14 protein-coding genes are annotated in these 18,074 nt (G+C 70.6%); 11 read left to right on the top strand and 3 right to left on the bottom strand.

Going from position 1 to position 18,074, the window contains the following annotated elements; genetic code table 11:
• The first annotated feature begins 11 nt into the window (after nt 1-11).
• Nucleotides 12-2,807: a phosphoenolpyruvate carboxylase gene (gene ppc, locus ACIBO8_RS12025; RefSeq protein WP_396115154.1), complete on the top strand. Its 2,796-nt coding sequence runs from the start codon at nt 12-14 to the stop codon at nt 2,805-2,807.
• Between the two features lie 123 nt (nt 2,808-2,930).
• Nucleotides 2,931-3,293 carry a divalent-cation tolerance protein CutA gene (gene cutA, locus ACIBO8_RS12020; protein ID WP_396115153.1) on the top strand — a complete coding sequence of 121 codons (363 nt, stop codon included), beginning with the start codon at nt 2,931-2,933 and terminating at the stop codon, nt 3,291-3,293.
• On the opposite strand, the gene ACIBO8_RS12015 is transcribed toward cutA, so the two are convergent.
• Nucleotides 3,290-4,519, bottom strand: coding sequence for an XRE family transcriptional regulator (locus tag ACIBO8_RS12015; RefSeq protein ID WP_396115152.1), 1,230 nt, complete (start codon nt 4,517-4,519; stop codon nt 3,290-3,292). The two genes, cutA and ACIBO8_RS12015, sit on opposite strands and share 4 nt — an antisense overlap.
• Nucleotides 4,520-5,242: 723 nt before the next feature.
• On the opposite strand from ACIBO8_RS12015, the gene ACIBO8_RS12010 reads away from it, so the two are divergent.
• From ACIBO8_RS12010 to ACIBO8_RS11995, 4 genes are read left to right on the top strand one after another with little or no spacing between them, the layout of a single operon-like run.
• Nucleotides 5,243-6,157 carry an ABC transporter ATP-binding protein gene (locus ACIBO8_RS12010; RefSeq protein ID WP_396115151.1) on the top strand — a complete coding sequence of 305 codons (915 nt, stop codon included), beginning with the start codon at nt 5,243-5,245 and terminating at the stop codon, nt 6,155-6,157.
• Nucleotides 6,150-7,013, top strand: coding sequence for an ABC transporter permease (locus ACIBO8_RS12005; protein ID WP_396115150.1), 864 nt, complete (start codon nt 6,150-6,152; stop codon nt 7,011-7,013). The genes ACIBO8_RS12010 and ACIBO8_RS12005 overlap by 8 nt, the downstream gene beginning before the upstream one ends.
• Nucleotides 7,010-7,921 carry an ABC transporter ATP-binding protein gene (locus ACIBO8_RS12000; protein WP_396115149.1) on the top strand — a complete coding sequence of 304 codons (912 nt, stop codon included), beginning with the start codon at nt 7,010-7,012 and terminating at the stop codon, nt 7,919-7,921. The genes ACIBO8_RS12005 and ACIBO8_RS12000 overlap by 4 nt, the downstream gene beginning before the upstream one ends.
• 1 nt (nt 7,922) lies before the next feature.
• On the top strand, nt 7,923-8,633 hold the full coding sequence (locus tag ACIBO8_RS11995) for an ABC transporter permease (protein ID WP_396115148.1): 711 nt from the start codon (nt 7,923-7,925) through the stop codon (nt 8,631-8,633).
• Nucleotides 8,634-8,705: 72 nt separating this feature from the next.
• Here ACIBO8_RS11995 and ACIBO8_RS11990 read toward each other — a convergent pair whose 3' ends face one another.
• Both ACIBO8_RS11990 and ACIBO8_RS11985 read right to left on the bottom strand, forming a co-directional pair.
• Nucleotides 8,706-9,659, bottom strand: a complete 954-nt coding sequence (locus tag ACIBO8_RS11990; RefSeq protein WP_396115147.1) for a hypothetical protein — start codon at nt 9,657-9,659, stop codon at nt 8,706-8,708.
• 71 nt (nt 9,660-9,730) lie between these two features.
• The gene (locus tag ACIBO8_RS11985) at nt 9,731-11,017 is read right to left on the bottom strand and encodes a glycoside hydrolase family 26 protein (protein ID WP_396115146.1); all 1,287 of its coding nucleotides are present in this window, start codon (nt 11,015-11,017) and stop codon (nt 9,731-9,733) included.
• A gap of 147 nt (nt 11,018-11,164) precedes the next feature.
• Here ACIBO8_RS11985 and cysC point away from each other — a divergent pair, with 147 nt between their 5' ends.
• The 5 genes from cysC (at nt 11,165) to ACIBO8_RS11960 (ending at nt 18,071) form a co-directional block, all read left to right on the top strand.
• Nucleotides 11,165-12,688, top strand: coding sequence for an adenylyl-sulfate kinase (cysC, locus tag ACIBO8_RS11980; RefSeq protein ID WP_396115145.1), 1,524 nt, complete (start codon nt 11,165-11,167; stop codon nt 12,686-12,688).
• 111 nt (nt 12,689-12,799) lie between these two features.
• A complete protein-coding gene (locus ACIBO8_RS11975; RefSeq protein WP_396115144.1) occupies nt 12,800-14,551 on the top strand; it encodes a Wzz/FepE/Etk N-terminal domain-containing protein in 1,752 nt (583 codons plus the stop codon).
• The gene (locus ACIBO8_RS11970; protein WP_396115143.1) at nt 14,548-15,924 is read left to right on the top strand and encodes an O-antigen ligase family protein; all 1,377 of its coding nucleotides are present in this window, start codon (nt 14,548-14,550) and stop codon (nt 15,922-15,924) included. The genes ACIBO8_RS11975 and ACIBO8_RS11970 overlap by 4 nt, the downstream gene beginning before the upstream one ends.
• Complete coding sequence (locus ACIBO8_RS11965) at nt 15,914-17,140, top strand: hypothetical protein (RefSeq protein ID WP_396115142.1); 1,227 nt, start codon at nt 15,914-15,916, stop codon at nt 17,138-17,140. Before ACIBO8_RS11970 ends, ACIBO8_RS11965 begins: the two co-directional genes overlap by 11 nt.
• Before the next feature lie 52 nt (nt 17,141-17,192).
• Nucleotides 17,193-18,071 carry a sulfotransferase family protein gene (locus ACIBO8_RS11960; protein WP_396115141.1) on the top strand — a complete coding sequence of 293 codons (879 nt, stop codon included), beginning with the start codon at nt 17,193-17,195 and terminating at the stop codon, nt 18,069-18,071.
• The last annotated feature ends 3 nt before the right edge of the window (nt 18,072-18,074 follow it).

The raw sequence follows: 18,074 nt of genomic DNA, 5'->3' as shown, positions 1-18,074 counted from the left end.
GGAGCGCCCCGGTGACAGACCAGCACGGCCAGCTCGACCCCGACGGCCCCGACGCCGCCCTGCGCGCCGACATCCGCCGCATCGGCACGCTGCTCGGCCAGACCCTCGCCCGGCAGGAGGGCAAGCCCCTGCTCGACCTGGTCGAGGAGGTTCGTGCGCTGGTCCGCGCGGACGCCACGGCCGCCGCCGGCCGGCTCGCCGCCATGGACGTCACGACCGGCACCAAGCTGGCGCGGGCGTTCTCCACGTATTTCCACCTGGCGAACATCACCGAGCAGGTGCACCGGGCCCGCGACCTGCAGCGCCGCCGCGCCCGCGACGGCGGATGGCTGGACCAGGCCGCCAAGCGGATCGCCGAGCGGGGTGTGCCGGCCGACGAGATCGCCGCGGCCGCCCGCCGGCTGGCCGTACGCCCGGTCTTCACCGCCCACCCCACCGAGGCCGCGCGCCGCTCGATCCTGTCCAAGCTGCGCCAGCTCGCCGACTCGCTGGACGCCGAGGCCGCCGCCGCGGTCCTCTACGGCGCGTCGGACACCACCGCCTCGACCCGCCGCTTCGCCGAGCTCATCGACCTGCTCTGGCAGACCGACGAGCTGCGCCTGGACCGGCCGGACCCGACCGACGAGGCCCGCAACGCCGTCTACTACCTGAAGGACCTCTACGCCGAGGCCGCGCCGCAGGTGCTCGACGACCTCGCCGAGACGCTGCGCCAGCTCGGCGTCGAGACCGCGCCGACCGCCCGGCCGCTGACCTTCGGCTCCTGGATCGGCGGCGACCGTGACGGCAACCCGTTCGTCACCCCGGCCGTCACCAAGGACGTGCTGATCATCCAGCACGAGCACGGCATCCAGGCCACCGAGGCGGCGATGGACGCGCTCATCGACGAGCTCTCGGTGTCGCGGCGGCTACGCGGCGTCTCTCTCGACCTCTCGGCGAGCCTCGCGGCGGACCTGGACGCGCTGCCCGAGGTGGCGCCGCGGTTCCGGCGGGTCAACGCCGAGGAGCCGTACCGCCTGAAGGTCCGCTGCGTGAAGGCCAAGCTGGCCAACACCCGCATGCGGCTGCGGCAGGGCACCGCCCACGTACCGGGCCGCGACTACCTGGGCACCGACGAGCTCATCGCCGACCTGGAGCTGATCCGGGCCTCGCTGGCCCGCAACTCCGGCCAGCTCACGGCGGTCGGCACGGTCGCGTCGGCCATCCGGACCGTCTCGGCGTTCGGCCTCCAGCTGGCCACCCTCGACGTGCGCGAGCACGCGGAGAAGCACCACGAGGTGCTGGCCCAGATGTACACGCAGGTCGGCGAGGTCGGCGACTACGCGTCGCTGAGCCGCGAGGAGCGCACCAAGCTGCTCGCCACCGAGCTGGGCGGACGCCGGCCGTTGTCGTCGGCGGACACCCCGCTCACCGAGTCGGCCCGCAAGACCTTCGACGTCTTCAACACCATCCGCGAGGCCCAGGACCGATTCGGCTCGGACGTCATCGAGTCGTACATCATCTCGATGACCCTCGGCGTCGACGACGTGCTCGCCGCCGCCGTGCTGGCGCGCGAGGCGGGGCTGATCGAGATCCACAGCGGGCGCGCGCGGATCGGCATCGTGCCGCTGCTCGAGACGCCGGCCGAGCTGGACGCCGGTGGCGAGCTGCTGGACGAGATGCTCTCCCTCCCGGCGTACCGCGAGATCGTCCGGGCGCGCGGCGACCTCCAGGAGGTCATGCTCGGCTACTCGGACAGCAACAAGGAAGGCGGGATCACCACCAGCCAGTGGTCGATCCACAAGGCCCAGCGCGCGCTGCGCGACGTGGCGGCGCGGCACGGCGTCCGGCTGCGCCTGTTCCACGGCCGTGGTGGCACGGTCGGCCGGGGCGGCGGCCCTACCCACGAGGCGATCCTGGCCCAGCCGTACGGCACGCTCGACGGCCCGATCAAGGTCACCGAGCAGGGCGAGGTCATCTCGGACAAGTACACGCTGCCGGCCCTGGCCCGGGAGAACCTGGAACTGACCGTGGCCGCGGTGCTGCAGGCGACCCTGCTGCACAAGGAGCCCTCGGTCGACCTGACCTCCCTGGCCCGCTGGGACGCGGCCATGGACACCGCCTCGGGCGCGGCCTTCCGCCGCTACCGGGAGCTGGTGGAGAACCCGGACCTGCCGGCGTACTTCTGGGCGGCGACCCCGACCGAGCTGCTCGGTGCCCTGAACATCGGCTCCCGCCCGGCGAAGCGGCCCAACGCCGACGCGGGCCTGGGCGGCCTCCGGGCGATCCCGTGGGTCTTCGGCTGGACCCAGACGCGTCAAATCGTGCCCGGCTGGTTCGGCGTCGGCACCGGCCTGGCCGCGGTCCGCGAAGCCGGCCAGGGCGACGTCCTGCGGGAGATGTTCGCCGACTGGCAGTTCTTCCGCACCTTCATCTCGAACGTGGAGATGATGCTGACCAAGACCGACCTGACCATCGCCCGGCGCTACGTCGAGACGCTGGTGCCGGCCCGGCTCCAACCGATCTTCGCGACCATCGAGCAGGAGTACGAGAAGACGGTCCAGGAAGTCCTCGCGATCACCGGCAACGAGAAGCTCTTGTCCGCTCAGCCGGAGCTGACCCGCACACTCGGGGTCCGCGACACCTACCTCGAGCCGCTGCACCACCTCCAGGTGGCGCTGCTGCGGCAGTACCGCGACCTCGGCGACGTCGACCGGCAGATGGCCACCGCGCCGGGCGCCCGCCGCGCCCCGTCGGACTCGACGGCACTGGAACGGGCGCTGCTCACCACCGTGAACGGCATCGCCGCCGGCATGCGCAACACCGGCTGAACCTTAGGTTGCGAAGTGGCCGGGCACCTCGTGGTGTCCCGGCCACTGGTCATTTCAGGCCGGCCGCCTGCGGGGCGCAAAGCACCGAGTGCCGAGCGCCGGCCGATCGGCGAGAATGGCTGAATGACGACGACTGCAAGACCCGACGGGGAATCCGGTACGGTCTACATCGAAGTAACCACGGCTACCGAGTCCCGGGACGCCGCTGTCGCGCTTGCTCGGATGGCCGTCGAATCTCGCCTCGCCGCCGGGGCGCAGATCACGGGACCCGCCGTTTCGGTGTTCTGGCATCTCGGTGAGTTCGGAACCGGTGAAGAATGGCGCCTCGCCCTGCGAACACGACTCGATCTGTTCGAAGAGTTGCAGGAAAAGCTCATGCAGAACCACCCGTGGAAGAATCCTGAAATCATCGCAACGCAGATCCTCGCGGGCTCATCGGAGTGCCTCGAATGGATCCGCGCATCGACGCGCGGTGCCGAAAGCTAGGCGCGAATCTTCTCGAAAACCTGCGCCACCTCGGACAGATTTTGGTGTTCGCTGAGGGCATCGAGCGCCCTGGAAAGCTGCTGCCGGGGGCGGACCGAGGCGACGCCTGCCGAGAGGTCGAGGGCACGGCTCACGGTGACGGCAGCTTCCTCGACCTCTCCCGCATCGAGGTAGGCGTCCGCGAGCCATGACAGATAGAGAGCCTTGTCACGGGCGTGCGCGTCATCGAAGTCGGCGAGCACGGTCTTGAGGATCGGGACGGCTCGGAGCGGTCGCCGTAATTCCGTCCAGCAGCGTCCCGCCATGATGTGAAGCTCAGTCTCGTCGACCCATGCCGACCAGTCCGGGTCTGGATCCGAACCCCCGGCCACGAGGGCCGTCTGTGCGTCTTCGAGCGCCCGCGCCGCCTGGCTCGCGTTTCCAAGAACCGCGTGCGTCCAGGCCCGACGCTCATGCAACAAGGCACCGGCCGAACCGACCGCAGCCGAGCCGGCAACCTCGCACGAGGCCGTGGCGAGCTGGACAGCGGCGGCCGGATCGGCCGATAGCTGTTGATACGCGAGGAAGGCGAGGGCATTGCCGGCGAGCAGCCGGTCTTCAGCCTGCCCCGCCGCTGCACGGCTTGCGCCGTAAAGTCGCACGGCTTCAGAGTGGTTGCCGGCATCGAATGCGGCCCATCCTGCTTGTTGCGCTTGCTCAGCCAGCACCGACAGCAATCCGGTGCGGGTTTTGTCCGAACAGAACCCGTCGCTGAGAAGAGCCTCCGTGGCTTGATACTCGGCCGCATAGATGCGGAAAGTGTCGCCGCCGCCGAGCACATTGTCGAGGCGCCTGAGACGTGCCGCGCGTTGTCTCAGGATGCCCGGGAGTTCCGAGCCGAGCCTACGCCTTCCGTCCTGAAGCCCAGGACCGACTGCGAATCCCGCTCCGACAGCAGCGGAGGCCTTGAGCAAATCCCTGCGGAACACGCCACTACCTCCGTCCTGTCGCCCGCTCTCCCACGCCCGGGGAGCGAGACCAACCATATGGCCAGGAATGCGTAGAGCGTCAGCGATCCGCGCTATTTTCTCATACGACGTGACAATTCCCGATCCGCGCGCCAGAGCCCCGACTCGTTCGGGTTTCATGCCACAGGCAGCACCAATCTTGGAATAGCTGAAACCGGCCCATTTCTTCGCCAGGGCGAACACCTGTCCGAAGTCGTGCCGGGCAAGAGCATCGCTCATGTCTGGGCGATCAAGAACGTGTGCCGGTATGCCGGTGGGCGACCTGTCCGTACTCACTCGTACGCCTCCGCTCGCAATGCCCGCGGCCGACCTCCCTATCCCCTTCATGGGTACCCCCACGAGTGGGAAGAGGACAGTCCCTGCCGGCGTGCATCGTGGTCCGAGTCCACATCGAATGTCACACGGTCGGGGGCACCAATGCTAGGCACAGCAGTCGCGTTCTTCGTTGTCGGCTTCCTAGCCGGACTATGCCTGTTCAAGGTCAAACAGCGATGGTGCCCGCGCTGTGGCTCGCTGACCAATGTGGCAGTCCCCGAGACCACTTCGGGAGCGCGGTCACGTCCGCCAAAATGATCACGAGGCCTCTTCCGGTTCCGCAACAGCCGGGAGAGCACCTTCCCGAACGGCCTTCGTGGGACTGCGGCAAGTGCGGGCGAACCTGGCCGTGCCCCAGCGCGAAGGCCGATCTGCTGAGTGAGTACCTGACCAGCCGATCGGCCCTGCGGGTCTACCTCGCCTTGCGCCAGTGGGAAGCGTTCGATGACTTCGCGGCCTGCGGGTCAATACCGGGGGATCTGTCCGACCGATTCGCAGGGTGGATCGCATGACGCGGCTACGGAGCCTGCCCAGCTCCACCCACCCTGAGGCATAGGGGCGACTCAGGGGTGAGTCGGGGTCATTACCTGATCCGTACAGGTGACTTCTCTTCCTAGGCTGACACCCGTGAGCCTCATCGAAACCCAAGGGTTGACCAAGACGTACGGCGGGCGGGTGACCGCCCTGCACGAGCTGAGCGTCTCCGTCGAACCCGGGATCATCGGACTGGTCGGCGCGAACGGCGCCGGCAAGTCGACCTTCATCAAGATTCTGCTCGGCCTGATCCCACCCTCCGGCGGGCAGGTCCGGGTCTTCGGCATCGATCCGACGGTCGACCCGGACCGGGTCCGGTCGAAGGTCGGTTACATGCCCGAGCACGACGCGCTCCCGCCGGACGTCTCCGCGGCCGAGTTCGTCACCCACCTGGGCCGCATCAGCGGCCTGCCGCGCACCGCCGCCCGGGAGCGGGCCTCCGAGGCGCTGCGGCACGTCGGGCTCTACGAGGAGCGCTACCGGCAGATCGGTGGCTACTCGACCGGCATGAAGCAGCGGGTCAAGCTGGCCCAGGCGCTGGTGCACGACCCCGATCTGCTGCTGCTCGACGAGCCGACCAACGGACTCGACCCGGCCGGCCGCGACGCCATGCTGGCCCTGGTGCACCGCATCGGCACCGAGTTCGGCATCTCCGTCGTGGTGTGCTCGCACCTGCTCGGTGAGGTCGAGCGGATCTGCGACTCGCTCATCGCGATCGAGGGCGGCCGGCTGCTGCGCGCCGACCGCATCTCGGCCATGACCGCGGCCAGCGACGTGCTCGCGGTCGAGGTTTCCGAGGGTACGGAGGAACTCGCGGCCGCGCTCACCGGCCTCGGCCTCACCCCTCAGGTGGACGGGCGGCTGCTGCTCGTACCGCTGGACCACGAGGACACCTACGACCGCATCCTGCGGGCGGTGGCCGACCTCGACCTGCCGTTGCACCGCCTCGACCAGCGACGCCACCGGGTGGCCGAGCTCTTCGCCCCCAGGGAGACCGCGGATGTCTGAGTCCAGCGTCATCCATGACATCGGCTACCAGCGCTACACCGGCCCGCGGTTGGGCCGTGGCGCGGTGTTCGGCGCGATCTACGTGCACGGGCTGCGGGCCGCGTACGGGCTCGGCCGCTCGGCCAAGGCCAAGATCTTCCCGTGGCTGGTGGTCGGCATCGTCACCCTGGTGGCGGTGATCCTGGCGGCCGTACGGTCGCAGACCGGCATCGTGCCGCTGGGCTATCTCGAGTTCGCCGACGCGATGAGCTGGCTGATCATCTTCTTCGTGGCCATCGTCGCGCCCGAGCTGGTCTCCCGGGATCTGCGCGCCGGCGTGCTGCCGCTCTACTTCAGCCGGCCGCTGCGGGCCGCGGATTACATCGGCGCGAAGGTGGCCGCCATGGTGACGGCGGTCTGGGCGCTGCTCGCCGTACCCCAATTCATCATGTTCCTGGGTGCGGCCTTCACCACCAAGAAGGGCATGTCGGACGTCTGGCACGAGCTCGGCGACCTGCTGCCGGGCTGGGGCTACAGCCTGCTCTGGGCGCTGGTGTTCACCGGCATCGGCCTGCTGGTCGCCTCGCTGACCGGTAAGCGTGCGTTCGCCGCCGGCGGCATCGTCGCGGTGTTCCTGATGACCACCCCGGTGGTCGGCGTGCTGTCGATCCTGCCGTCCACCGACGCGCAGGAGATGGCCGGCCTGGCCAGCCCGATGAGCCTGGTCAGCGGCGTCGGCGAGTGGCTGGTCCCGTCCGCCCATCCCGGTCTGATGATCGGCCGGTACGGCCCGGTGTACGCCATCGAGGCGCTCACCCTGGTCGTGACGTGCCTGTTGCTCCTACTCGCCCGCTACCGGAGGGTGGCCGCGCTGTGACCACGGTGGACCTGAAGAACGTGTCACGCTGGTACGGCAACGTCGTGGCCGTCAACGACATCAGCCTGGCTCTCGAGCCGGGAGTGACCGGCCTGCTCGGCCCGAACGGCGCGGGCAAGACCACCGTCCTGCACATGATGGCGGGCTTCCTGGCGCCCTCGAAGGGCACGGTGACCCTGGACGGCACGCCGACCTGGCGCAATCCGGCCGTCTACCGGCAGCTCGGCCTGGTGGCGGAGCGCGAGGCGGTGCACGGGTTCCTCACCGCCCGCGAGTTCGTGCTGGCGTCGGCGAAGATGCAGAAGCTGTCCGACCCGAAGGCCGCCACCGAGTGGGCGCTGAACATGGTCGAGATGGCGCCGGCCGCCGATCGCCGCATCGAGACGTATTCCAAGGGCATGCGCCAGCGCACCCGGGTGGCGGCGGCGCTGGTGCACAACCCGCAGGTGCTGCTCCTGGACGAGCCGTTCAACGGCATGGACCCCCGGCAGCGCATGCACATGATGAGCCTGCTCCATGAGCTCGGCGACCGCGGCCACACGATCCTGTTCAGCTCGCACATCCTCGAGGAGGTCGAGCAGGTCTCCGGCACGGTCCAGGTGATCGTGGCCGGCCGGCTCGCGGCCTCGGGCGACTACCGCAAGATCCGCCGGCTGATGACGAACCGCCCGCACGTCTTCGCGGTGCAGTCGTCGGACGACCGCCGCCTGGCCGTGGCCCTGATCGCCGAGAAGTCCGTCACCGGCGTGGAGATCGACGGCACCGGCATGACGGTCCGGGCCGGCGACTACGGCAGCTTCACCCGCGCCCTGCCGCGCATCGCCCTCGAGTCGGGCATCCGGCTGCGCAAGCTGATCCCGTCCGACGAATCCCTGGAGAGCGTCTTCTCCTACCTGCTGGAGGCCTGACATGTCGACGGTCGCGTGGATCACCGCCCGGGGCCTCTTCGGCCGCCGGCGGGTCCTGCTCCTGCTGCCCCTGCCCATCCTGCTGGTGGGCCTGGCCGCGCTGTGCCGGGCGTACGACGTCAGGCCCTCCGACTGGGGCACGCCCGTGCTCGTGGGCCTCGGCCTGGCGGTGCTGCTGCCGGTGGTGTCCCTGATCGTCGGCACCGGCGTGCTGGGCTCCGAGGTGGACGACGGCACCATCGTGCACATCCTGACCAAGCCGCTCCCCCGCCGCGACATCATCACCGCGAAGCTCGGCGTGGCGGTCGGCGTGAGCGCGCTGACGTCCGCGATCCCGCTCTTCCTGGCGGGCTGGCTGGCCGACTCCGTACGGCTCGGCGGCGCCCTCGCGGTGGCCGCGGTGGTGGGCGCGCTCGCGTACTCGGCGCTGTTCCTGCTGCTCAGCCTGCTGACGCGGCGCCCGGTGCTGCTGGGCCTGGTCTACATCCTGGTGTGGGAGGGGCTCCTGGGCCGCTTCGTCAGCGGCACCCGGGTGCTCTCCATCGAGCAGTACGTCATCAGCATCGCCGACAAGATCGCCCCGACGGGCCTGCTGGAGTCGAAGGTGTCCGTACCTGTCGCCGCGGTGATGGCGGCGATCTTCGTGGTGGGCTGTGCGGTGTTCTCGGTGGACCGGCTGCGGTCCTTCTCGATGGCCGGCGAGACCAGCTAGTTGTGAAGGCCTCCTGCCGCTAGCGCTCCGCCGGCAGGAGGCCTTCGTGCCGGGTCCGGCTCGCTCATTGCCCTAGGCCGAGTCGGGCTCGACGGCGACTTCCCAGAGCGCGTTGAAGACTTCGACCCGGCGAAGCACCCGCGGTTCGCGCAGAATCAGCTGAGTCTCCGCGATGGCGGGGCGACCGGCCTCCGCCGCCACCGGGGCCGGCGTCGTCTCATAGCTGACCACCCCGTCGAAGACGATGGAGTCCAGCACCTCGACGTGGAGCGTGGACGGGATCCGGTCGCGTTCCACCATCCGGGCTCGAATCCCGAACCGCTGCTGCTCCCGGCATGCCCGGACGATGTCGGCCTCATCGCCGGCCTTCGGATCGCGAAGGAAGATCCGCCGGATGACGACCCCTCTTTCGGCAGCCTGCCGCTGAGCCTCCGCATACCGCTGCCCGATCTCGCTGTACCAGAGTCCGCGGTCCACATCGGCCAGGCTGACCGCATCGATCGAGACGGCCGACGATCGGGTGAGTGCCAGAAGCCAGTCTCGATCCTCGCCGTAGCGGGTCGCTCTGCCACCCTCGGCGAGTTGTTTGAGGAGTTCCGACGTCTCCGCCAGGTGGTCGTTGGCGAAGCGCGAGATGATCGCAGGTGCCGCCGGCGCGATTCTCGCGGAGTGCCGGACGAGTTCTTCCACCAGGCCCGGCGCCATGGTCGACGCCTCGATCAGCTGCATCAGCTCGGTGGCGTCGCCGATCTTCGAGAACGACTCGACGACCAGGCGCTCCAGTCTCTCCCGTCCAGCGCGCTCCCGCCGTTCCACCGATGCCAGGCGCCGCTCGATGTCCACGAGTGAGCGCATCACGAGCGCGATGCCACCAATCAGGATCGCAAGAGTCACGCTGGTCGCGACCGGCTGTTCCAGAGTGTTGGCGATCAGGAACGTAAGCCCACCCGAGGCGGCGGAATAGAGGATCTTCCGAGTGACGGCCGAGCGGGCGATCCCGAGCTCGTTTACGTCCGCCTCCGTCACGATCCCCCCTCGAGCGCCTTCAGAAATTGCAGCGCATCAACGGGGGGAACGCAACGGTGAGTGTCCGCACCTCACGGCAGGGCGGGCTTGACCTCCACCTGGAAGATCGGCAGGCGCCCCAGCCGGCGGTACGCGGCGAGCGACTCCGGCGTCGAGTCGACGGACGACTCGCGGCCCTCCTGGTTGTGCGGCGTGTCGAAGTGGACCATCGCCCGGATGCCGGGGAAGCGCGGGATCTGCTTGCCGACCTCCCGGTAGAACTCGGCCTTGTGGCCCGGGTTCTTCTTCGACGACCAGACGCCCCATTCTGCGACCATGAGCGGCTTGTCGGGGTGCTCGGCGGTCGCCCAGTTGTAGAAGCCGGGCCAGGTGGGCCGGGCCGACGACTGCCGGTTCAGCAGTTCGGCGAAGTCGCCGTGGCCGTAGCCCGGTTCGCTGTACGCGTACGTGTCGAAGCCGATCCAGTCGACCACGTCGTCGCCGGGGTACATGTCGGCGAACCACTTCTTGCTGGTGTGCGGCACGTACGCCATGTGCACCAGCACCGTGACGATGTTGTCGGCGCCGTGCGCGCGCAGCCTGGTGACGACGTGGCGGTACATGGCGGCGTAGTCCTTCGCCGTGTAGCCGGAGCCGGCCTTCTCCCGGATGTTGTCCTCGGCCTCGTGGTGGACCGTGAAGAAGAACTGCTCGGGGAAGTCCTTCTTGATGTGCGCGGCGAGCTTGTCCAGGAACTTGTCCGTGGCCGGGTCGCCCTTAGCGATCTTGGCCCAGGACGCGCCTCGCGGCTTCCAGTTGAGGAACAGCAGGCGTTCACGGCCTGGCTCGCGGGCGATGGCGATCTCGTCCTTGGTGGGGAAGAGCTGCCCGTTGCCGCGGTGGTAGGCGTGGTAGATGTCCTGGTGGCGCTCGGTCTTCTCCTCGAAGGCCGCCAGCGCCTGCTTGCCGCGGGCGTCCGTGAAGGCCCCGGGCGCCACGCCCCAGAGCACCCCGCAGGTCGGGACGAGCTTTTTCCCGGTACGGCACGGGCCGGCCGGCACCGGAGCCCGGGGCGCCACACGGGCCGGGTCGGCGGCGGGCGACGTGGATCCGGACGGGCGCGCCGAGCCGGGCGCGGACGGCGACCCCGGGTACATCGGCACGCCGGGCTCGGCCGGCGACGGCGCACCTCGCGAGGCTCCGGCCTTCCCGGTGACGGCGGGTCCGGGCATCAGCACGGGCTCGGGACCGTACGGGAGGCTGAGCTGGTCGACGCCACCCGTCCAGGCCCACGAGAGCGTGGCGACGGCCGAGATGCTGAAGACGGCCGTGATGGCGGCGAGGTGCAGGAACAGGTTGCGGCGGGGTCGACGTCTCACGATCGCCCAGTATCGGACCTAAAGTCCGTTTTGTCGACTACCCGACGCAGAGCATCCGTCTGACATGGTCGGGGCCTGAGGCCGCGCTCGACCCCGAGGGGTCCGGCTGCGAAACTGTCCCTCAAGTCACTGCAGGGGGAGTCTTAGGTGAACGACGGTTCTGTGCTGCCCGAGGACGTGTTGCGTGACGCGCCGTCGTACACGCCGCGCGCGCACGAACTGGCCGACCTCGAGTTGCTGCTGGCCGGCGCGTACGCGCCGCTGACCGGCTTCCTCGGCCGCGCCGACCTGCAGTCCGTACGCCGCCGTGGCCGGCTCGCCGACGGCACGTCCTGGCCGGTCGCCGTGACGTGCGAGATCCCCGCCGAGCTCGCCACCGGCCTCGACCTGGACGACCCGCGGCGGCGCACCGTGGTGCTCACCGACCCCGAGGGCGCGCCGGTGGCCGCCATCGAGATCACCGACGCCTGGCCGACGACCGAGGGCCGCTACGCGATCGGCGGCACCGTACGCCGGATGGGCGACGGTGGCCACGGGCCGTTCCAGCGGCTGCGCCGGACCCCCGAGGAGGTCAAGGCGCTCCTGCCCCCGGGGCGCGTGCTGGGCGTGATCGCCGACCGTCCGCTGCACCGCCCCCAGCTGGCCCAGATCGCGCACGCCGCCCGTACCCTCGCGGCCCACCTGCTGATCTTCATCCCGGTCACCGGCCCGGGCCCCGACGGGCTGCCGCCGGAGGCGCTGGTCCGGGCGATCTTCGCGGCCCGCGACCGGATGCCGCCGGCGACCATCGTCGCCGTCCCGCTGATGACGCGCGGCGACGAGATGCGCGACGCGCTGCTGCGGGCCAAGGTCGCCACCGCGTACGGCGTCACCCACGTACTGTCCACCGGCGACATGCTCTCCGGGGCCGGCCTGCGCGTGCTGGTGCCGCGGGAGCTCGCGTACGACAACCGCGACGGTCAGTGGCGCTGGCGCGACGACATCCCGCCGCGCAACCGCCGCCTGGCCATGTCCGCCGCCGAGGTGAACGACCTGCTGGATCGGGGCTTCCCGCTGCCCGAGTGGCACACCCCGCCGGCCGTGGCGAAGGAACTCACCCGGGTACGCCCGCCGCGCCGGCACCGCGGCCTGGTCGTCTTCTTCACCGGCTTCTCCGGGTCCGGCAAGTCCACGATCGCCCGCGGGCTGGCCGACACCCTGCGCGAGAGCGGCGAGCGCACCATCACCTTCCTCGACGGCGACGTGGTCCGGCGTGAGCTCTCGGCCGGGCTGGGGTTCAGCCGCGCGGACCGGGACCGCAACGTGCGGCGCATCGGCTGGGTGGCGGCCGAGGTCGCGCGCCACCGCGGCATGGCGGTCGCCTGCCCGATCGCCCCGTACGCGGACGCCCGCGCCGCCGTACGCCGAATGGCCACCGAGGCCGGGGCAGGGTTCATCCTCGTGCACGTCGCCACCCCGCTGGAGGTGTGCGAGCAGCGCGACCGCAAGGGCCTGTACGCCCGCGCCCGCGCCGGGCAGCTGCGCGGCATGACGGGCGTGGACGACCCGTACGAGACGCCGACGGATGCCGAGCTGGTGGTCGACACCACCGACATGACCGTGCCCGAGGCCATCGATCTGGTGCTCGCGTACCTCGTGGAGAACGGCTGGGTGGAGCCGGAGATGAAGTAACCGGTGGCGGCGGAGTAGTTACGCATCGGCGCACGGGCCGTTTACCCCTCGGGGGCGAAACGCCCGATAGCCGACAACTCCTACTCCGCCTGCGAAAGGGCCGCCGTACCGATGGAAGCGACTCGCCCGGTGTCCGCCGACCTCTCGCACTACCTGGGCGTGTTCCGCCGGCACTGGTGGGTCGTGCTGGCCGCCACCGGCGCCGGCCTGGCGGTCGGGGCGACCGTCACCCAGGCACTGCCGAAGGTCTACGAATCCTCCACGTCGGTGCTGGTCCAGGCCGTCGACGGGGACACCAACGCCTCCGGCGGCCGGACCAAGGGCACGATCAACCTCGACACCGAGGCCCAGCTCGTGGGCTCCGGCGCGGTGGCGGCGAAGGCGGCGGCGCTGCTGCGCTCCCCGGTCTCGCCGATCGAGCTGGCCAAGAGCGTCTCGGTCGAGGTGCCGGCCAACACCACGGTGCTGGTGATCCGGTTCGAGGCCGACAACCCGAAGGACGCCCAGGCCGGGTCGCACGCCTTCGCGGAGGCGTACCTGCGCAACCGCGAGGAGACCGCCCGCTCCGGGCTGGACCAGCAGATCAAGACCCTGAACCTCAAGGTCCGGCAGCTCACCACGAACCTGACCGGCATCAACAACCGGCTGGCCAAGGCGGAGAACGGCAGCTCCGAACGCAGCAACCTGGAGAGTCTGCGGAACAACTCGCAGAACCAGCTGAACAACCTGACCGGCCGGCTCAACGTGCTGACCACCGCCACGGTCGGCGCCGGCAGCATCATCAGCGACGCCCGCCTGCCGGAGGAGCCCACCAGCCCGAACGCGATGCTCAACATCGCCGGCGGCACGATGATCGGCCTGCTCGCGGGGCTGGGCCTGGCGTTCGTGCGCGAACGGTTCGACCGCCGGTTGCGGACCGCCGCCGACGTACGCGACCGCGGGCGCATCCCGGTCCTCGCCGCCCTGGACGAGCGGACCACCCCGCACTTCGACGACGTGCTCCAGCCGTACGGGCCGGGCGGGCGGGTGTTCAACCGGCTCCGCAACGAGGTGCTGGCCAGCCTCAACGCCGGCGACCAGATCATCGTCGTCACCGGCGCCAGCCGCGGGTCGGCCACCACGCTCGTCGCCGCGAACCTGGCGGCGGCGCTCGCGCGTACCGGAAGCGACGTCGTCCTGATCGGGGCGCACCTGCCGGACAGCGTGGTCGATGCCGCGCCGCTGGCGCGCATGCTCGGGGTGGCCGCGATGCCGGGGCTCTCCGACCTGCTCGCGGGCCGGATCGGCCTGGCGAAGGCGCTGCAGCGCACCCCCCGGATCCCCTCGCTGCGGGTCATCACGACCGGCGGCGCCGCCACCGCGGCCGGGTTGATGCAGTCCCAGCGGCTGCGCGACACCCTGGACGCGCTGCGCCGCCAGACCGGATACGTGGTCATCGAGGCACCGTCGACCAGCAGCAGCGCCGACGCCCAGAGCCTCGCCAGCCTCGCCGACGCGGCGATCCTGGCGGTCGAGCTGCGCCGCGCCAAGCGCCCGGCCCTGCTGGACGCCGCCGAGCAGCTGAGCCGCGTCGGCACGCCGCTGCTGGGGGCCGTGGTCCTGCCGCAGCTCAGTGCCGTACCGCGCGTCACCGCCGCGGAGAACCTGCCGGTGGTGGCGCTGAGCGCACAGAAGCCGGACGAGACGGCGGTCATCGACGGCGACCGGACCCAGCCGCTGCGGCTGCCGCAGGGTGGTCCGGTCCGGCCGCCGCGGCAAGGTGACGGCACCGAGGAGGTCACCGCGATCATCGACCTGACACCCGCCACCAAGCCGTCGTCCTCGGCGGTCACGACCACCGAGAAGCCGGACGAGAAGAAGTGACGCTGGTCGTCCCCGGCGCGGCGCAGCGGGCGGCACACAGCAGGGCACCGGAACGACCCACCTGGCTGCCGGCGTGGCCGGCCGCGAGCATCCTCGCCCTCTATCCGCTGTGGTGGGCGCTCGGCCTCGGGGTGCTGATCTTCCCGATCATGGCCGTGCCGATGCTGGTGATGCTGGTGCGCCGGCGGGCGGCCGGGCGCGCGCTGCGGCTGCCGCCCGGGTTCGGCTGGTGGGCGCTGTTCCTGGCGGCGGTCGTCATCAGCATCGCGGCGCTGGGCGCCGATCCGGCCGGGACGGTGGTCGAACACGCGACCGACCGCCTGGTCGCGGTCGTCTACCGGTTCGGCATGTACGCGTCCCTGACCGTCCTGCTCGTCTACACCGGCAATCTGACCGAGGCGGAACTGCCCCGGCGGCGCCTGGTGAGACTGCTCGGCTGGCTGTTCGTGGTGACTGTGGCCGGCGGCCTGCTGGGCATGGTCGCGGGCCGGTTCGAGTTCACCTCGCCGGTCGAGTGGCTGCTGCCCAGCGGGGTACGCGGCAAGGGTTTCGTGCAGTCGCTGGTGCACCCGTACGCGGCGCAGATCATGGACCTGGTCGGCGGCGAGAAGCCCCGGCCGGCCGCGCCGTGGGGCTACACCAACACGTGGGGCAACAACTTCTGCCTGCTGATGGGCTGGCTGGTGGTGGCCGCGTGGGCGACCCGCCGCGCCGGCACCAAGCTGCTCGCCGTGCTCTGCCTCGGGATCGCGATCGTGCCCGCGGTGGTCTCCCTCAACCGCGGCCTCTGGATCGGCATCGGCGTCGTCGTCCTCTACGTCGCCGTCCGGTACGTCCTCATGGGCCGCCTGTGGATCATCGGCGCGGTCGGGCTGGCCGCCGCCGGGCTGGTCATCGCCCTGCTCGCCACCCCGCTGGGCGACGTGGTCAACGCCCGGTTGGACAACGGCAAGTCCAACGGCGTGCGCTCGTTCCTGGTGCAGCGGGCGGTGGACGGCTTCGTCGAGTCCCCGATCATCGGCTACGGCTCGACCCGCAACACCATCGGCGGCCGCAACTCGATCGCGGTCGGCGAAAGCTCGGAGTGCGAGCGCTGCGGCAACTTCACCGTCGGCGGTAACGGCCAGCTCTGGCAGCTGATGTACGCCCACGGCACCGTCGGCACGGTCGCGTACCTGGGGTTCTTCTGCTACGGCCTGTGGCGTTTCCGCCGCGACCGTACGGCGATCGGCATCGCGGGCAGCGCCGCCATCGTGAGCTCGTTCTCCGCGATGCTCTGGTACAACGCGACCCCCACCCCGCTGGCGTTCATGTTCCTGGCCTACGCGCTGCTGTGGCGCAACCACATAGAGGGGGACGCACATGCCCGTTAAGACCGCGCCGGCGGAGCTGACCGCCGGCGACTCGGCGCTGCGCACGCAGTACCTCGCGGAGGTACTCGCCCTGCTCTATCCGGAGCCCTGCTCGACCGACGACCGGCGCGGCGAGCCGATCGCCGAGTACCTCGTCGTGCCGGACGCGCGGCGGCCCCGGCTCCTCGTACCGACCACGTCGCGCCGCGTGTCGGCCGCCGCGGTCCGCCGTTACGCCGAGCCGCAGTCCCGCGCGGCCCGGCTCAAGCGCGACGCCGTGGTGGCCGCCGTCCGCACCGGCGCGTCGAGCGTGCTGCTGCGCGACCGGATCCGGGTCACCGGCCCGGCGTCGGAGAGCATCGACGGCTACCTGAGCGAGGCGCTGGGCCGGGAGCTGGCCGTGAGCATCCACATCGGACCGGCACGCGCCAACCGCAAGCCGGTGCTGCAGCTCATCAGCCCCGACGGCGAAACGTTCGGCTTCGGCAAGCTCGGCACCGGCCCGCTCACGCAGCGCCTGGTCAAGGCCGAGACCGCCGCACTGGCCGCGCTCGGCACGGTGGGGCTCACCAAGCTGACCGTGCCGACGGTCCTGCACGCCGGGCAGTGGCGCGGCTCGCAGGTGCTGATCCAGTCGGCGCTGCCGGTGTGGCTGCCGCGGGCGCCGCTGACCCCGCGCCGGCTCACCGCCGCCATGGTCGACATCGCCGGTTGCTGCGGCTACACCACGGGGACGCTGGTCGGCAGCGCGTACTGGGCCGAGCTGCGCGGGCGGCTCGCCGCGGTGACGGACCGGTCCGAGGGGGCCGCCCTCATGTCGGCGGCCGAGCTCCTCGCGACGCACTCCGGGAGCACCACCCTGCAGTACGGCGCATGGCACGGCGACTGGGCACCGTGGAACATGGCGAACCTCGCGGACGCGCTGCTGGTGTGGGACTGGGAACGGTTCGCCAAGGGTGTGCCGGTCGGGTTCGACGCCGTGCACTACGAGCTGCAGCGGCGGATCCAGTCCAACGGGGACGCGGCCGGGGCCGTCGAGGCGACCGTACGCCGCGCCGACGAGCTGCTCCAGCCGTTCGGCGTCGCCCCGGAGGCACGGGAGCTGACGGCGCTGCTCTACCTGGTCGACCTGGCCGCCCGGTACCTGACCGACCGCCAGGCCGAGGCCGGTGCTCGGCTGGGTGTGTTGGGGACTTGGCTGCTGCCCGTACTTATTCGAAGGGTTGAGGAGCTGTGAGCCCGTTCGCGATCTACGCAGCGCAACGCCACGAGGGCGGGAGGGCACTCTGATGGATGTTCGCAAGGTTCCGGCGCCCGTCAAGCGGGTCGTGCACCTCGGGTCGCGGTCCTACGGGCGGCTGACCGCGCCCAGCCGCATGACGCCCTCGTTCCTCATCTGCGGCGGCCAGCGGTGCGGCACGACGTCGCTCTACCGGGCGCTCGCAGCGCATCCGGCCGTGCTGAAAGCCGTGCTGCACAAGGGTGTGCACTACTTCGACGTCTCGTACGAGCGCGGCATGGGCTGGTACAAGGCGCACTTCCCGCTGCAGAAGCAGGCCGACAAGGTCTACGAGCAGTACGGGGTGCCGGCCCAGACGTTCGAGTCGAGCCCGTACTACATGTACCACCCGCAGGCGGCCGCGCGGATCGCCGCCGATCTGCCCGGTACGAAGCTCGTGGTGCTGGTGCGCGACCCGGTGGAGCGGGCGTACTCGCAGCACCATCACGAGGTGGCGCGCGGCTTCGAGCACGAACGCGACTTCGGCAACGCGCTGGCCCTCGAGCCGGCCCGGCTGCACCGCCAGGAGGACCGGCTGGCGGCCGACCCGAAGTACTACTCCTTCGCCCACCAGCACCAGGCGTACCGGGCCCGCGGCGAGTACGCCCGATACCTGAGCGTCATGGCCCAGCACGTCGGCCGGGAACGCATCCACGTGGTGGAGAGCGAGCGGTTCTTCAGCCAGCCGGAGCAGGTCTACGACGAGGTGTGCGCGTTCCTGGGGCTACCGATCAACCTCGGCCACCCGCCGTTCGAACGGCACAACGCGCGGCCCCGGCAGTCCGACATGGACCCCGGTATCCGGCGAGAACTCAGCAGCCACTACGCCTCGCACGACGAGGCCCTGATGACGTGGCTCGGGCGTATCCCGATCTGGCGCCAGACGTGACGG

It is taken from the genome of Actinoplanes sp. NPDC049681, from assembly GCF_044465265.1.
Lineage (GTDB): Bacteria > Actinomycetota > Actinomycetes > Mycobacteriales > Micromonosporaceae > Actinoplanes.
The sequence above is the reverse complement of the archived record's forward strand: the minus strand, read 5'-3'. Positions and strand labels throughout refer to the sequence as shown.

What these genes read in the sequence shown, in the direction of transcription:
- ACIBO8_RS12005 (WP_396115150.1), top strand. Translation starts at nt 6,150, where the DNA reads ATGTCTGAGTCCAGCGTCATCCATGACATCGGCTACCAGCGCTACACC.
- ACIBO8_RS11965 (WP_396115142.1), top strand. Translation starts at nt 15,914, where the DNA reads ATGCCCGTTAAGACCGCGCCGGCGGAGCTGACCGCCGGCGACTCGGCG.
- ACIBO8_RS11995 (WP_396115148.1), top strand. Translation starts at nt 7,923, where the DNA reads ATGTCGACGGTCGCGTGGATCACCGCCCGGGGCCTCTTCGGCCGCCGG.
- ACIBO8_RS11960 (WP_396115141.1), top strand. Translation starts at nt 17,193, where the DNA reads ATGGATGTTCGCAAGGTTCCGGCGCCCGTCAAGCGGGTCGTGCACCTC.
- cutA (WP_396115153.1), top strand. Translation starts at nt 2,931, where the DNA reads ATGACGACGACTGCAAGACCCGACGGGGAATCCGGTACGGTCTACATC.
- ACIBO8_RS12015 (WP_396115152.1), bottom strand. Translation starts at nt 4,519, where the DNA reads ATGAGCGATGCTCTTGCCCGGCACGACTTCGGACAGGTGTTCGCCCTG.
- ACIBO8_RS11975 (WP_396115144.1), top strand. Translation starts at nt 12,800, where the DNA reads ATGGAAGCGACTCGCCCGGTGTCCGCCGACCTCTCGCACTACCTGGGC.